Here is a 14,985-nt window from a genome sequence, read left to right on the forward strand (position 1 = left end):
AACCGGGCGTCAAGTCCGGCACGCGTCGAGCCGTGGGGAAGCGCAACGTGGCAGAGGGGACGCAGGTGCGCACGCATCTGTGCGGCATCACGACGGCGTGGACGGACGCCGCCACGGCCGACATGGCGATCGCCGAGATCGGCGAGGCCATCGGCCCGCGTCCCGTCGCCCAGATCGTGGCCTTCTTCTCGGCCGATTACGACGTCGAGATCCTGAACCGGGGGCTCTGCGCGCGCTTTCCGGGTGCGGGGATCGCGGGCTGCACCATGTCGGGCGGCATCTCGCCGGCGGGCGGCCTCGACCGGGGCCTCGTCGTCATCGCATTCCCGAGGGCGGGTTTCCGCATCGTCTCGACCTTGCTGGACGCCATCGACCACCTCGACGTGGAGCGGACCGCCTCCAGCGTGCGGGCTCTTCGCCGGAGTCTCGACGGGGCGGGCGCCGATCCGGCCTCCGGCCGCTGCTTCGCCGTCTCGCTGATCGACGGGCTCACCAATGCCGAGGAGACGGTGGTCTCGGCCATCGCCTGGGCGCTCGACGGCATCCCTCTCGTGGGCGGCTCGGCCGGCGACGATCTCACCTTCCGGGAGACCGTGCTGCTTCATGACGGCCGCATCCACCAGCGCGCCGCCGTGCTGCTCCTCGTGGAATCCGATTTCCCGGTCCAGATCTTCAAGAGCGACAATTTCGAGCCGACCGGGACCAAGTTTGTGGTCACCGCCTCCGACGACGAGCAACGCACCGTGCATGAGCTCAACGCAGAGCCGGCGGCGCGCGAATACGCCATGGCGGTGGGTCTCGATCCCGAGCGGCTGTCGCCGATGAGCTTTGCCGCCTATCCCCTCGCGGTGAAGGTCGGGGGCGAGTATTTCTGCCGGTCGATCCGGCGCATGAACGCGGATGGCTCGCTCAGCTTCTTCTGCGCCATCGACGAGGGGGTGGTGCTCACCCTGGCGCGCCCGCGCGACATCGTAGCGGCGACGGAGGCCGAACTCGCCCGCCTCGACGCGGCATTGGGCGGCATCGACCTCGTCATCGGCTTCGAATGCGTCCTGCGCCGCCTCGACGCCGAGAGCCGGCAGGTGCGGCACGGCATCGTCGATCTCTACCGACGCTACGACATCGTCGGCTTCGATACCTACGGCGAACAGTACCGGTCGATGCATCTCAACCAGACCTTCACCGGCATCGCCATCGGGCGGGGCGAGCCGGGCCGCGGCGGGGCCGGGCCATGATCGTCCCGCCGCCGGAGACCGCACCGCGGGTCGCCGAGGAGGATGCGCATCTGCGGCGCATCGCCAAGCTGGAGCGCATCAATGCGGCCCTGATGGCGCATGTCGAGCGCAGCATGGACCAGCAGGGCGGTGCCTACTCGCTGTTCCAGACCGCCACCATGCTGGAAGGCCGCGTCCGTACCCGGACCGAGGAACTGACCGGGCTGATGCACCGCCTGGAACGCTCCAACACGGCGCTGGTGGCGGCCAAGGAGGAAGCGGAGAACGCCAACCGCTCGAAGACCCGCTTCCTCGCCGCCGCCAGCCATGACCTGCTGCAGCCGCTCAACGCGGCCCGACTCTCGGCCTCGGCCCTGGCCGACCTGCCCCTGGGACCGGAGGCGGCGGCGATCTCGGGTCAGATCGAACGCGGGCTCCAGATCATCGAAGACCTGATCAAGACCCTGCTCGACATCTCGAAGCTCGATGCGGGCGTGGTGCGCCCGGCGATCAAGCCGGTGGCCCTAGGCGAACTCCTCGCCGGTACCGTCGCGAGCTTCCGCCCCTTCGCCGAGCGCAAGGGCCTGCGCCTCACCCTGCGCGGACCCGACTTGGTGGTGGCCAGCGACCCGATGCTGCTTCAGCGCATCCTGCAGAACCTCGTCTCGAACGCCATCCGCTACACCCGGCAGGGCGGCGTGCTGGTGGCGATCCGGCGACGAGGAGACGCCTGCCGCATCGAGGTGCTCGACACCGGCTGCGGGATCGGCCCGGCGGAGCAAGGCCTCGTCTTCGAGGAATTCTTCCGCGGCGGCGCGGAGGGGGAGGGGGGCGAACCGGGCCTCGGGCTCGGCCTCTCCATCGTGCGCCGCATGGCCCAGGCCCTCGGCCATCCCCTCGACCTCGCCTCGCGGGTCGGGCGCGGCACCCGCATGGCCCTGACTCTGCCGGTGAGCCTGACGCCGCCGGAGCGCGCGGTCCCCGCCGCCCCCGTCACGACCCGGCTCACGGGCGCGCGGGTCCTGGTCGTGGAGAACGATCCGCCCACCGCCGATGCCCTGGAGCGGCTGCTGCGCGCCTGGGACGCCGAGGTCTGCGTCCGCCGCGACCTTGCCGGGGTCGAAGCGGCGCTCGCGGCCGGCATGGGTCCGCCGGACCTGCTCATCCTCGACTACCATCTCGACAACGGTGCCTGCGGCCTCGACGTGGCGACCTATCTGAACAGCCGTGCCGAGACCCGCCTGCCCGTGATCGTCACCACCGCCAACCACTCCCCCGAGATCGAGGCGCAGGTCGCCGAACTCGGAGCGCACCTCGTCCACAAGCCCGTGCGACCTGCCCAGTTGCGGGCGCTCCTGACCTATCTGCTGGCCTGAGCGCAGGCGCAGGAGCTGCGTGCCCGAAGAGTATTTTGAATAAACTTGGCCGTATCGGAGGCATCGTTCCGTCTTGCCGCGCGTCCGACGGCGGACTGTGAAATCTTTTGCAGGCCCGCTTTCAGTTCAGTTTGATGCTCGATTGAAAAAATTGCATTGCACCAAGATAAGATTGCGCTGCAACGACAGTTGAAGCGCTCTTGCGAAGCTTCCTGCAGGTCTTTACGCTGGCGCGCCAGAATAAGACTTCCCCATGCGCGCCTCGCCGCAGGTCATGACCTGTCGCCCGTGCCGGCCTGGGATGCGGAGGACGGCCCGGTTCATGAAGAAAAACAAGGTCATCACGGCCGGCGAGGCGATCGCGCTGATCCGGCACAACGACGTGGTCACCACGACGGGCTTCGTGCAGAGCTGCATCCCGGAGGCGCTGCACGCCGCCCTGGAGACCCGCTTCGTCGAGACCGGCGCCCCCCGCGACCTCACCCTGATCATGACGGCGGGGGCGGGCGACAGCAAAGGCCTCGGCACCGGGCGCCTGCACCACGAGGGCCTGCTCCGCCGCGTCATCGCCGCCAATTTCGGCCGCATGCCGAAGGTCGCCAAGGCCGCCCAGGAGAACAGGATCCTCGGCTACAATCTGCCCCAGGGCGTGATCTCGCAGCTCTATCGGGCCTGCGCCGCCGGCCAGCCGGGGCTGTTCTCGAAGGTGGGCCTGCACACCTACGTCGACCCGCGCCATGGCGGCGCCCGGGTCAACACCGTGACGGAGGACGAGATCGTCAAGCTCGTCGAGGTCGATGGCGAGGAGTGGCTGTTCTACACCGCCACCAAGATCGACGTCGCCTTCATCCGCGGCACCTCGGCCGACCCCTCGGGCAACATCTCCTTCGAGAAGGAGGCGCTGACCCTGGACTGCCTCGCCCAGGCCATGGCCGCCCGCAACAACGGCGGCATCGTCATCGCCCAGGTCGAGCGCATCGTCGATGACGGCTTCCTGCTGCCCAAGGACGTCCGCGTTCCGGGCATCCTCGTGGATTGCGTCGTGCTGGCCGAGCCCGAGATGCACCGCATGAACTACGGCGTGCAGCACGATGCGGCGCTGGCCGGCCAGATCCGCGTGCCCGTGAGCGGCATGAAGAAGATGCCGCTCGACGCCCGCAAGGTCATCGCCCGGCGCGCGGCCTTCGAGCTGCCGCCCAACGGCGTCGTCAACCTCGGCGTCGGCGCGCCCGAGGGCATCTCGGCGGTGGCGAACGAGGAGAAGGTCACTCCCTACATCACCCTGACCACCGAGGCCGGCGCGGTGGGCGGCGTCCTCGCCTCCGGGTCGAGCTTCGGCGCGGCGACGAACGCCGACTGCGTCATCGACCAGAACCAGATGTTCGACTTCTACGACGGCGGCGGCCTCGACATGACCTGCCTCGGCCTCGCCGAGTGCGACCAGCACGGCAACGTCAACACCAGCATGTTCGGCGGCCGCCTCAATGGCTGCGGCGGCTTCATCAACATCAGCCAGAACGCCCGCTCCGTGGTCTTCGCCGGTACCTTCACGGTCGGCGGCCTGGAGACCGTGATCGAGGACGGCAAGCTCCGGATCGTCACGGAAGGCCGCTCGCAGAAGTTCCTGCCGCAGGTGGAGCAGATCACCTTCAGCGGGCACTACGCGCAGATGCGCGCGCAGCCGGTGATCTACGTCACCGAGCGCTGCGTCTTCCAGCTCACCGACGAGGGCCTGGAACTCATCGAGGTCGCCCCCGGCATCGACATCGAGCGGGACATCCTGCCCCACATGGGCTTCCGGCCGATCATCAAGCAGCCGATGCCGATGGATGCCCGCCTGTTCCGAGACGAGCCGATGGAGCTGCTGGCCGACCTGCTCAATCTCAACCTCCCCGAGCGGGTCAGCTACGACGCCGAGCGCAACATCCTGTTCGTGAACCTGGAGGGCTGGCACGCCCGTGCCAAGAGCGACCTCGACGATCTGCGCCTGGTGCTGGTGGGCGCCTGCAAGAAGGCCGGCCAGCGGGTCAACACCGTGGTCAACCACGACGGGTTCCGCATCAACGAGAACCTGTACGACGACTACGCGCACATGATTCAGTACCTGCAGGCGAACTACTACCTCACCACCACCCGCTACGCGACCAGCGCCTTCCTGCGCCTCAAGATGGAAGAGGCGCTGACCCGGCGCGGCGTCGCGCCCCACGTCTTCGAGCGCAAGGAGGATGCCCACGCCTTCCTGGACGGGGCCGGCAAGATCCGACGCGCTTCCACGGCGATCGCCTCGGCGGCGTGAACCGGGGGCGCCCGTCCCGGAGGCGTGGCGCCGACGATGAAGTAGGCTCATGGTGCTTGCGTCGGCACCTGCGCGTCGGCACAACCGATCCGTGCCGCCCAGCCGTACGAGCCTGCCCGCCCTCGGGGCCTTCCTGGCGATCGCGAAGCATCGCAGTTTCCGGCGTGCAGGCCTTGAACTGGGCGTCAGCGCCTCGGCGCTGAGCCATGCCCTGAAGGGCCTGGAGTCGCAACTCGGCGTGCGCCTCCTCAACCGCACGAACCGGAGTGTCACGCTCACGGCCGCCGGCGAGGATCTGTTCGCGTCGCTCGAGGGGCCGTTCGCGGCGATCGGACAGGCCGTCGAGGCGTTGAACCGTCATCGTGGCGAGCCGGCCGGCCGCGTGCGCCTCAACGTGCTGGAACATGCGAGCGCACTGCTCCTGGCCCCGGTCCTCCCGGTCTTCCTCGCGCGCTATCCGGAGATCGCGATCGATGTCCGCGTCTCGAACACCCTGCTCGACGTCGTCGAGGCGGGCGCCGATGCGGGAATCCGCTACGGCGACACGGTTCCGGAGGACATGATCGCGCAGCGCCTCTCCGCCGAGGTCCGCTGGGTCGTGGTCGGTGCGCCCGCCTACCTGGCGCGCTTCGGTGTGCCGATGCATCCCAACGACCTGCTCGCCCATCGCGGCCTGGGCATCCGCCTCGGCAACGATCGCATCTATCGCTGGGAGTTCGAGCGGCACGGCGAGGCCGTCGCCCTGGATGTGCCGGGGGCATTGACCCTCGACAACACCGGGCTGGCGATCGCCCTCGCCCAGGCCGGCGCCGGTCTGGCCTACCTGCCGGAACCCTGCGTGGCGACGCCGGTCCGGGAGGGGGCCCTTCGGCGCGTGCTCGACGACTGGTCTCCGGCCGGCCCCGCCTTCCACCTCTATTACCCCGGACGCCGGCAGCTCCCGACCGGTCTGCGGCTGCTCATCGCTCTGATCCGCGAGATGCGCCCGCTCGGCCTCTGACGCCGCCTGCGCATGAAACGATGAGGATGGCTCATCGCCCCGATGAGGTGACACCGGCTCACACCGCCGGATCGTCCCGCCTACATCCAGGCCGACGCTCCGGGACGGTGTCCGCCGCCGACGACGCACAGGGCGCGGGCATCGGGACATCCTCCGGATCATCGGCGCGTCCGCCCTTCGAACCCGTGAGGTCCTGCCATGTCCCGTCCCGATCGATTCACCGGCCGCGTCGCGTTCGTCACCGGAGCCGCCAGCGGCATCGGACGCGCCACCGCGGTCGCCTTCGCGCAGGAAGGGGCCCGGGTCGCCATCCTCGACCGGACCGAGGTCGCGCTGCAGCGGACCGCGGAGGCGATTCGGGAGGCCGGCGGCGAGGGGCTGGTCCTCGCCTGCGACATCGCCCGGCCGGAGGAGGTGGAGGCGGCGGTCGCCGGGACGGTCGCGACCTTCGGCCGGTTCGACATCGCCTTCAACAACGCTGGCGTGGAGAACATCGCGGCGCCGGTGGCGGACATCGCCCTCGACGAGTGGGATCGCGTCCTCGACATCAACCTGCGCGGCACCTTCGTCTGCATGAAGCACGAGATCGCGCAGATGCTGCGCCAGGGCGGCGGCGTGATCGTCAACACCGCGTCGGGCGCCGGCATCCGGGGCGTCGCGGGGGGCGCCAGCTACGCCGCCTCGAAGCACGCCGTCATCGGCCTCACGAAGTCGGCCGCGCTCGACTATGCCACCGCGAACATCCGGGTGAACGCGGTCCTGCCGGGCAACATCGCGACCCCGATGATGGACCGCTTCACCGGAGGCGACATCCAGAAGGCGATCGATCTGGAGCCGGTCGGCCGCCTGGGCCGGCCCGAGGAGATCGCGGAGGCGGTCCTGTGGATGAGCGCCGACCTCGGTGCGTTCGTCACCGGCGCCGCGATCTCGGTCGACGGTGGCTGGTCGCTCTGATCATCACGTCCGCGGCTCGGGTCGCCGCGCCCAGGAGGCCCCGGTTGCGGGACGCGCTGCGGCCTGAGAAGAGGGTGGGATGATCGTCCGTTCGCGCCCGAGCCTCCTCGATATCCTGTTCACCCTGCGCGGCTCGATCCTGCCGCAGGTCGCCCTCAAGGTCGTGGGCATCACCCTGGTGGCCGTGGTCGTGGTGGCGGCGGAGCGACGCTGGCCCGAGGCGTTTCCGGTCACCGCCGGCGTCGGGCCCTTCACCCTGATCGGGATCGCCCTGTCGATCTTCCTGAGCTTCCGCAACAGTGCCTGCTACGACCGCTGGTGGGAGGGCCGCCGCGCCTGGGGCAGCCTCGTGGTCGAGGCGCGGGGGCTCGCCCGGCTCGTGCCCGCCCTCCTGCCGGGCGAAGCCGCCGCACCCCTGCGCGGGCGCAGCCTGCGGCGCCTCTCGGCCTTCGCCCACGCCCTGCATGCGCAGCTCCGCGGCGGCGATCCTCGCGCGGCGGCCGTGCCCTGGCTTCCGGAGGCGGAGGTCGTGTCGCTGGCCCGGCATCCGAGTGCGGCGGATGCGGTGCTGGCCGGGCTCACCGCCGATCTCGCCACGGCCTATCGCCGGGGCGTTCTCACCGACGTGCTGTTGGCCGCCCTGGAGCACAAGATCGCCGCCCTGGCGCAGGTCCAGGTGGTGTGCGAGCGCATCCAGAACACGCCGCTGCCCTTCGCCTACACCCTGCTCCTCTACCGGACGGCCTGGGTCTACTGCCTGCTGCTGCCCTTCGGCCTCGCCGCGTCCCTCGGCTGGGCGACGCCGGTGGCGACGGCCCTCGTCGCCTACACCTTCTTCGGCCTCGATGCCCTGGGCGACGAGCTGGAGGAGCCCTTCGGCCTCGCGCCGAACGACCTGCCCCTCGACGCCCTGCTGCGCACCATCGACGGCATCGTCCTCGACGCCTTGGGCGAGACTGCGCCGCCGCCCCTGGAGCCGGAACGCTATCTGCTGACGTGAGGGCCGAAGGCGTTCGTCAGACGTCGCCGGGTGGGGCTGTTCTGCCGACGTCCGGCCTGGGCGGATCGATAGCATTCCGCTTCTGGGCGAGAGGCGGGAGCAGCCGATGTCGTATCGCTTCCCCTCACGACCAGAAGCGTGCCTCGCTTGATCACACCGCTGTCCCAAGAGGGCTTGGACATGGTCAAAATCAGGTACCAAGCAGCGGAAAATGTGGATGCTGCAGCCATCGCGACGGTCCATCTTGCGAGCTGGAGGGACGCCTACCGCTCCATTCTGGACCCGACGTTCCTCGCTGGTCCCATCGAAGAGGATCGCCATGCTCTCTGGTCTGAGAGGCTGAGTAATCCACCGCCCAACCTGCTGGTCGAGATCGCCCGAGGATCGAATCGGCGGTTGGTCGGATTCATCGCGGCCTACCGCGACTTCGATGTGCGTTGGGGAAGTTTGGTCGACAATCTCCATGTCTTGCCAGAACTGCGCGGCCGGAAGATAGGCGAACATCTGCTTCGCTCAACAGCGCGCCAGTTGGTCACGCAGGGCTCATGCGGTGGCCTGCATCTCTGGGTTTTCGAGGAAAACCACAACGGCCTACGGTTTTATCAAAGGCTCGGCGGGCGTGTCGTGGAGCGCGACACATCACGCATCCCTGCCGCGAGCGGAAAGCCGATCCTGCGGATCTCCTGGCCTTCCCTCGCGACACTCGTTGGGCGGTGACGAAGGGTCGGCTTCGATCCCGGGTCGATTTCGAGCGGTGGTACAACATATCCGCTTTCCGGTGACGCCGGCAGGCTCGTGCACGACACAGTCGGGTCGATAACGGACACCCCGCAAAGCGTCCGCCATCGACCCGGGGTGCTCAGTACTCCCAGAAAATCCGCTGAAGTTCCTTCGAGTCCTGCGTCTTCGTGAGCGCCACGGCGGCGAGGATCTTGGCCTTCTGCGGGTTGAGGTCGTGGGCCACCACCCAGTCGTACTTGTCGTCCGGCTGCTCGGCGTTGCGCAGGACGAAGCCGTCGCCGACGCGGGAGGAGCGGATGATCAGCACGCCCTTGGACCGGAGGTCCTTCAGCGTGTCGACGAGGTAGCCGGCCACGGAGCCGTTGCCGGTGCCCGCATGGATGATCGCCTTGGCGCCTCCCGCAACGGCCGTGGTGTAGGGCTCCGGGTGCATGTTGCCGGAGCCATACACGATGGCGACCTCCGGCAGGCTGTCGATGCCGTCGATGTTGAACTCGGAGGTGGTGCCGTGGCGCTTCACCGGCGCGCGGAACCAATAGGTCTTGCCCTCCACCACCATGCCGAGCGGTCCCCACTGGCTGAAGAACGCCGACGGCTTGATGTTGACGCGCTTGGTGGTGTCGCGCCCGGCCTGGATCTCGTCGTTCATGGTCAGCAGCACGCCCTTGGCGCGGGCGTCGTTGGCGCCCGCCACGGTGACGGCGTCGAGGAGGTTGAGGGCGCCGTCCGCCGAGATCGCGGTGGAGGGCCGCATCGAGGCCACCATCACGATGGGCTTGTCGGTCCGCACCACGAGGTCGAGGAAGTAGGCGGTCTCCTCCACCGTGTCGGTGCCATGGGTGATGACGACGCCGTCGACGTCGTCGCGCTTGACCAGGGCGGAGACCTTCTTGGCGAGCTCGATGAGCTGCGCGTTGGTGAAGCTCTCGGAGGCGATCTGGAAGGCCTGCTCGCCGCGCACGTCCGCGACCTGCGCGATGGCCGGCACGGCGGCGATGAGCTTGTCCACCGGCACCTTGGCGGCCTGGTAGGTGGCACTGTTGGCCGCGTCCGCACCGGCGCCCGCGATGGTGCCGCCGGTGGCCACGATGACCACGCGGGGCTTGGCCGAGGCGGCGGGGGCCGTGGCCGTCTCGCCGGGCTTGGCCGGAATCGGGCCCTCCAGCGCGCGCGCGGGAAGAACGGTTCCGGCCATCAGGGCCATCAGGACGATCGGCAGGGTGCGGCGCATGGGGAATCTCGGGTCGTTTCGGGACCGGCATTGTGGCCCGGCCCGGCGATCAGGCACAGCCGAAAATCACGTCCGCCCCCGCTCAATGGCGAGGCAGGCGGGCGCGAGGCGCGACGTTCCTCCCGCAGGTGCGGCGGAGCCGGAGGTGGGGGTGGCTGGGTGATGCTCGGACGACCGAGGCTGGCGGAGCCGCGCCCACGCCGCGGCTCTTTCCGCGACGGGAGAGGGACATGATGTGCTCGCCGCGCCGGGACGCTGTTGCCTTCAGGGTGTCCCTGCCTCCGGGGTACCCTTGCTTCCGGTTTCCCTTGCCTCCGCGGCGTCGATGCTGCGCAGTGCGCCCGGATCAAACACAGCGCAGCGATCATGACCATCGATCACATCGATCTGTCCCGGGTCGACCTCAACCTGCTCGTCGCCCTCGACGCCCTGCTGGCGGAGCGCAGCGTCACCCGGGCCGCCGCCCGCATCGGCATCGGGCAATCGGCGATGAGCAGCAGCCTCGCGCGCCTGCGCACCCTGTTCGCCGACGAACTCCTGACGCGCGCCCCCGAGGGCATGCGCCCGACTCCGCGGGCGCTGGCCCTCGCCGAGCCGGTGCGGACCCTGCTGCGGCAGGTCCAGGCGCTGGTGCGCCGTGACGACGCCTTCGATCCCCGCACGGTGACCCGCACCTTCACCATCGGCCTGCCCGACAGCGCCGAGGTGCTGATCGGCCCGCGCCTGCTCGCCCACCTGCGCAACGAAGCGCCCGGCATCAGCCTGCTCCTGCGCTCCATCGACCGCATCCGCATCCTGCAGGAACTCGACGCCGACCGGGTCGACCTCGGCATCGGGTTCTTCTCGGACGGGCAGACCCACCACAAGCAGCGCCTGCTCTACCGCGACAGCTACCTCTGCATGTTCAACGCCGACCTCGTCGGCCTGGCGGCGCCGATCTCGCTGGACGACTACCTGCGCTTTCCCCACGTGCTCACCAGCCTCAAGGAGACCGCCCACGGCGTGGTCGACGATGCCCTGGCGCGGCTCGGACGTCGGCGCGTCCTGGCGGTGACCACGCCGCGCTTCCTCGCGGTGCCGTTCCTGGTGCGCAGTGCCCCCGTGCTGACCACGATGCATTCCCGGCTCGCCACCTTCTTCGCCGGGGCCCTCGGCCTCACCGTGAGCCCGGCCCCGGTGGAACTGGAGGACGTCGCGATCTCGATGCTCTGGCACGCCTCCTACGACGACGACCCGGCCCATCGCTGGCTGCGCCGCACGCTCCGCGCCCTGGTGGAGGAACCGACCGGGACGATCTGACGGCCGGGCGCCGGGACGCAGCCACGGAAGCGGCACAATCCTGCGCGATCCCCGGGGGCGTGTGAGGATTCGCACGGACGCGATTCGTCGGATGGCGCGGTTCGTTACCGTTCATCAACCGTTCGGTGATTCCCTCCCAACGTGACGCTTCTGAATTGGCACAGGCTCTTCGGGATCAAAGGAACGGAGCTATGAAGAACTCGCTGGTCGCGGCCCTCGTGGCCACCACGGTCGCCGTCGCGGCGATCCCGAGCGCCCAGGCGCGCGATGGCATCAGCCCGGGCGGCGCGGCCGCTCTCGGCGTGCTCGGCGGCCTCGCCGTCGGCGGCGCCATCGCCTCGTCCCAGAACGATGGCGGCTACTACCCCGGCCGTCCGGTCTACCGGGCACCCCGCCCGGTCTATGTCGAGGAAGAGGTGTGCCACATGGAGCGCCGCGGCTACGTCGACGCCTACGGCTACGAGCACGTCCGCCGCGTCCGCGTCTGCGAATAAGAGCCTCTAACAAAACCGGGTTTGGCGCGTTGAGCGGAGATGGCGAGACCGCTCCTTCCCGATGGCCTCTGGGCCGAGATCGCACCGCTGCTTCCGCCTGAACGGGCCAAGCCGAAGGGCGGTCGGCCTCGAACATCCGACCGCGCGGCGCTGACGGGGATCCTGTTCGTGCTGCGCTCGGGCACACCGTGGGAGTTGCTGCCCCGGGAGATGGGCTGTGGCTCGGGCATGACCTGCTGGCGGCGTCTACGGGATTGGCAGGGGGCCGGAGTGTGGGACCGCCTGCAACACGCGCTCCTCGACCGGCTCGGCCGCCAGAACGGGATCGACTTCAGTCGAGCTTCCCTCGACAGCGCCTCGATCGCCGCAAAAAAGGGGGCGCGGCGACAGGCCCGAACCCGACGGACCGGGGCAAGCCGGGCACGAAGCGCCATGTCCTCACCGATGCGAAGGGCATCCCCCTCGCCTTGAAGCTGTCGGGTGCCAACGTGCACGACAGCCGAATGCTGGAGGCAGTCGTCGATGCCGTCCCGCCGATCCGGTCATGCTGGGGACGGCCGCGCAAGCGGCCCTCGAAGCTGCATGCCGACAAGGCCTACGACCACCGCCGCTGTCGTCAGGCGCTGACCCGCCGTCGCATCCAGCACCGCATCGCCCGGCGCGGGATCGAGAGCAGCCAGCGGCTGGGACGGCGCAGGTGGGTCGTCGAGCGGACCCTGGCCTGGTTCGCCCAGTTCCGGCGCCTCGCCATCCGCTACGAGCGCCGCAGCGACATCCATCTCGCCTTCTCGACGCTGGCCGCAGCCCTCATTGTCTGGCGTTTCATCGAACGGTGGTTTTGTTAGACGCTCTAAGGCGGTCCTCGGCCACAGGGCCGCGCCGTCCCGGCGCGGTCGCACCGATCGAACGACAACGGCCTCGCCATCTCGGCGGGGCCGTTGTCGTTTCAGGACGATGCGAAGAGGCTCGCTGCGGCGCCTTCGGCGCGAGTATGTAATTGTATTAGTTCTAAAATGTTGCGTTGCGAACACGTCTGGAAGAAGAACATATTCAAGCTGTATGGCGCTCGTTGACCGGCAAAGAATTTTGTTTCAACTGGTCGAAATACCTTCGGCCATGGGTTGAAACGTGTCCCGTTTGTCTGCGATTTCCTGTGTACAACCGTCGATGTGCCCGTTTGGCTTGAGGACGACGCTGTTTTGCTCGGTGGCCGTTCTCGCTGTCGGCACGGCTTTCCCGGCGACCGCACAGCAATCGAGCCCGCCGAGCGCGTCGAGCGTGACCCTCGATACCCTGGAGGTCGTCGGCGATCGTCGGGGCGGCACCGCGATCGGCGCCGCCGAGGATCCCCGCGGACCCGTCGCCGGCTACGTGGCGACCCGCTCCGTCTCGAGCACCAAGACCGACACCGCGATCATCCGGACGCCCCAGGCGATCTCCGTGGTGGGGCGTCAGCAGATCGACGACCAGAAGCCGGCTTCGCTCGCGGAGGCGACGCGCTACGCGCCGGGCGTGCGCGGCGAGACCTTCGGCGCCGACCCACGCAACGACTGGTTCCTGATCCGCGGCTTCACCGCTCAGGAATCGGGCTACTTCCTCGACGGGCTGCAGCTGTTCACCTCGGCGTTCGCCACCTGGAAGCTGGAGCCCTTCGGCCTGGAGCGGCTCGAGATCCTGCGGGGACCGAATTCCGGCCTCTACGGCGGGGCCAGCCCCGGCGGCATCATCAACGCGGTGAGCAAGCGGCCGCCGATCGTGCCGATCCGCTACGTCGAGACCGGCATCGACAATTACGGCAATGCCTATGCGGGCTTCGATATCGGCGGCCCGGTGGACGCGCCGGGCACCGAGGGCAAGCTGTTCTACCGCCTCGTCGGTCTCGGCCGGGCGGGCGGCACGCAGGTGGACTACGTCAACAACGATCGCTTCTTCTTCGCGCCCTCGATCACCTGGAAGCCCGACGCCGACACCTCGCTCACCGTCCTCGCCCAGGTGCAGCGCGACCGCGCCGGCACCCAGAACTTCCTGCCCTACGAGGGCACGGTGACACCGGCGCCCTTCGGCTTCATCAAGACGAACCGCTTCACGGGCGACCCGGCGACCGACCGCCTGACGCGCGCCCAGGATTTCGTGGGCTACGAGTTCGAGCACCGCTTCGAGAACGACGTCAAGTTCCGGCAGAACGCCCGCCACGGCACCGTCACGGTCAATCTGTTCAATCGCTACGGCGGCGGCTACGTCTTCGGAGAATCGGCCGCTCAGGCAAATCTCAGCCGCTTCGACTTCTTCACCCGCGGCGCCGCGGTGCAGAGCGACATCGACAACCAGCTCGTCATCCCGTTCCGAACGGGCGATTTCGGCCATACGGTCCTCGCCGGCTTCGAATATCGCCGCTACCAGATCGACGACTATCAGGCCTTCGGATTCGGTCCGTCGCTGAACCTGATCCGGCCGATCTATCCCAACACCCCCCTCAACCTGGGTGCGCCCTATCAGAACGCCCTGATCACCCAGAACCAGTTCGCCGCCTACCTGCAGGACGAGATCACCCTCGGAAACGTCTCCCTGGTGCTCAGCGGCCGGCACGACTGGGTCGCGACCGACAACGACAATCGCATCGGTGCCAGCACCAGCCGCGACACCAGCGCCTTCAGCGGCCGCGTCGCCCTGATCTACAACGACGAATCCGGGCTCGCCCCTTACGTCTCCTACGCGCAGGGCTTCAACCCGACCGTCGGCCTCAACGGCGTGACCGGTCAGCTGCTCCTGCCCGAGAGAAGCGAGCAGACCGAGGTCGGCCTGAAGTACAAGCCACCGGGCTTCGACGGCTACTTCGCCGCCGCCCTGTTCGACCTGACCCGGTCGAACGTCGTGACCACCAACCCGCTCAACATTCAGCAGGTCGTCCAGACCGGCGCGGTGAACTCGCGCGGCGCCGAGATCGAGATGGTCGCCAACCTCGCGCCGGGATTGCGGGCCGTGGCTTCCTACACCGCCTACGACCTGTCCGTGACCCGGGACCTGAACACGGCCCTCATCGGCACCACGCCGACCAACACCCCCGAGCAGTACGGCTCATTGTTCGTGGATTACACGTTCCAGAACGGCGTGCTGCGCGGCTTCGGTCTCGGTGGCGGCGTACGCGGTGTCGGGCGTTCCTTCGCCGACACGGCCAACCTCTTCCGGGTACCGGGCTACGTCGTCGGCGACCTCGTCGCCCATTACGACTGGGAAGGCTGGCGCTTCGCGCTCAACGTCTCGAACGTCTCGGACGAGCGGATCGTGAGCAGCTGCAACTCGGTCACGGCCTGCTACTACGGCGAGCGTCGTCGGGTGCTCGGCAGCATCGGCTACCGCTGGTAACCGACCGAGCGGCCCGC

The 14,985-nt window shown here is 68.8% G+C and carries 12 protein-coding genes; 11 read left to right on the plus strand and 1 reads right to left on the minus strand.

All coding sequences use genetic code 11. The annotated features are described in order from the left end of the window. Nucleotides 1–47 precede the first annotated feature (47 nt). The 7 genes from ASF49_RS19260 (at nt 48) to ASF49_RS23300 (ending at nt 8,557) form a co-directional block, all read left to right on the plus strand. The gene (locus tag ASF49_RS19260; RefSeq protein ID WP_056477110.1) at nt 48–1,235 is read left to right on the plus strand and encodes an FIST N-terminal domain-containing protein; all 1,188 of its coding nucleotides are present in this window, start codon (nt 48–50) and stop codon (nt 1,233–1,235) included. After that, nucleotides 1,232–2,590, plus strand: coding sequence for an ATP-binding response regulator (locus ASF49_RS19265; RefSeq protein WP_056476830.1), 1,359 nt, complete (start codon nt 1,232–1,234; stop codon nt 2,588–2,590). Before ASF49_RS19260 ends, ASF49_RS19265 begins: the two co-directional genes overlap by 4 nt. A 322-nt stretch (nt 2,591–2,912) precedes the next feature. Further along, nucleotides 2,913–4,886, plus strand: coding sequence for an acyl CoA:acetate/3-ketoacid CoA transferase (locus ASF49_RS19270; RefSeq protein WP_056476833.1), 1,974 nt, complete (start codon nt 2,913–2,915; stop codon nt 4,884–4,886). A gap of 49 nt (nt 4,887–4,935) precedes the next feature. After that, complete coding sequence (locus ASF49_RS19275; RefSeq protein ID WP_056476836.1) at nt 4,936–5,886, plus strand: LysR family transcriptional regulator; 951 nt, start codon at nt 4,936–4,938, stop codon at nt 5,884–5,886. 198 nt (nt 5,887–6,084) lie between these two features. Next, nucleotides 6,085–6,840: a glucose 1-dehydrogenase gene (locus ASF49_RS19280; protein ID WP_056476839.1), complete on the plus strand. Its 756-nt coding sequence runs from the start codon at nt 6,085–6,087 to the stop codon at nt 6,838–6,840. A gap of 79 nt (nt 6,841–6,919) precedes the next feature. Beyond that, nucleotides 6,920–7,840, plus strand: coding sequence for a bestrophin family protein (locus ASF49_RS19285; protein ID WP_056476842.1), 921 nt, complete (start codon nt 6,920–6,922; stop codon nt 7,838–7,840). Between the two features lie 147 nt (nt 7,841–7,987). Next, on the plus strand, nt 7,988–8,557 hold the full coding sequence (locus tag ASF49_RS23300; protein WP_243214791.1) for a GNAT family N-acetyltransferase: 570 nt from the start codon (nt 7,988–7,990) through the stop codon (nt 8,555–8,557). 142 nt (nt 8,558–8,699) lie between these two features. Here ASF49_RS23300 and ASF49_RS19290 read toward each other — a convergent pair whose 3' ends face one another. After that, a complete protein-coding gene (locus ASF49_RS19290; protein WP_156653100.1) occupies nt 8,700–9,812 on the minus strand; it encodes a type II asparaginase in 1,113 nt (370 codons plus the stop codon). 366 nt (nt 9,813–10,178) lie between these two features. Between ASF49_RS19290 and ASF49_RS19295 the strand changes: the two genes are divergently transcribed. From ASF49_RS19295 to ASF49_RS19310, 4 genes are all read left to right on the plus strand, one after another. Next, a complete protein-coding gene (locus tag ASF49_RS19295) occupies nt 10,179–11,111 on the plus strand; it encodes a LysR family transcriptional regulator (RefSeq protein ID WP_056476845.1) in 933 nt (310 codons plus the stop codon). Nucleotides 11,112–11,302: 191 nt separating this feature from the next. Continuing rightward, a complete protein-coding gene (locus ASF49_RS19300) occupies nt 11,303–11,605 on the plus strand; it encodes a hypothetical protein (RefSeq protein ID WP_056476849.1) in 303 nt (100 codons plus the stop codon). 39 nt (nt 11,606–11,644) lie between these two features. Next, nucleotides 11,645–12,450 (plus strand): IS5 family transposase gene (locus ASF49_RS23305; protein ID WP_156389673.1). Its coding sequence is split into 2 segments (ribosomal slippage): nt 11,645–11,972 and nt 11,972–12,450, totalling 807 coding nucleotides; the frame shifts between segments, so codons are not numbered across the junction. A gap of 433 nt (nt 12,451–12,883) precedes the next feature. Continuing rightward, nucleotides 12,884–14,968, plus strand: coding sequence for a TonB-dependent siderophore receptor (locus tag ASF49_RS19310; RefSeq protein WP_056476852.1), 2,085 nt, complete (start codon nt 12,884–12,886; stop codon nt 14,966–14,968). The last annotated feature ends 17 nt before the right edge of the window (nt 14,969–14,985 follow it).

Origin of the sequence: Methylobacterium sp. Leaf104, assembly GCF_001422885.1 — a bacterium.
In the GTDB taxonomy this organism is placed as follows: domain Bacteria; phylum Pseudomonadota; class Alphaproteobacteria; order Rhizobiales; family Beijerinckiaceae; genus Methylobacterium.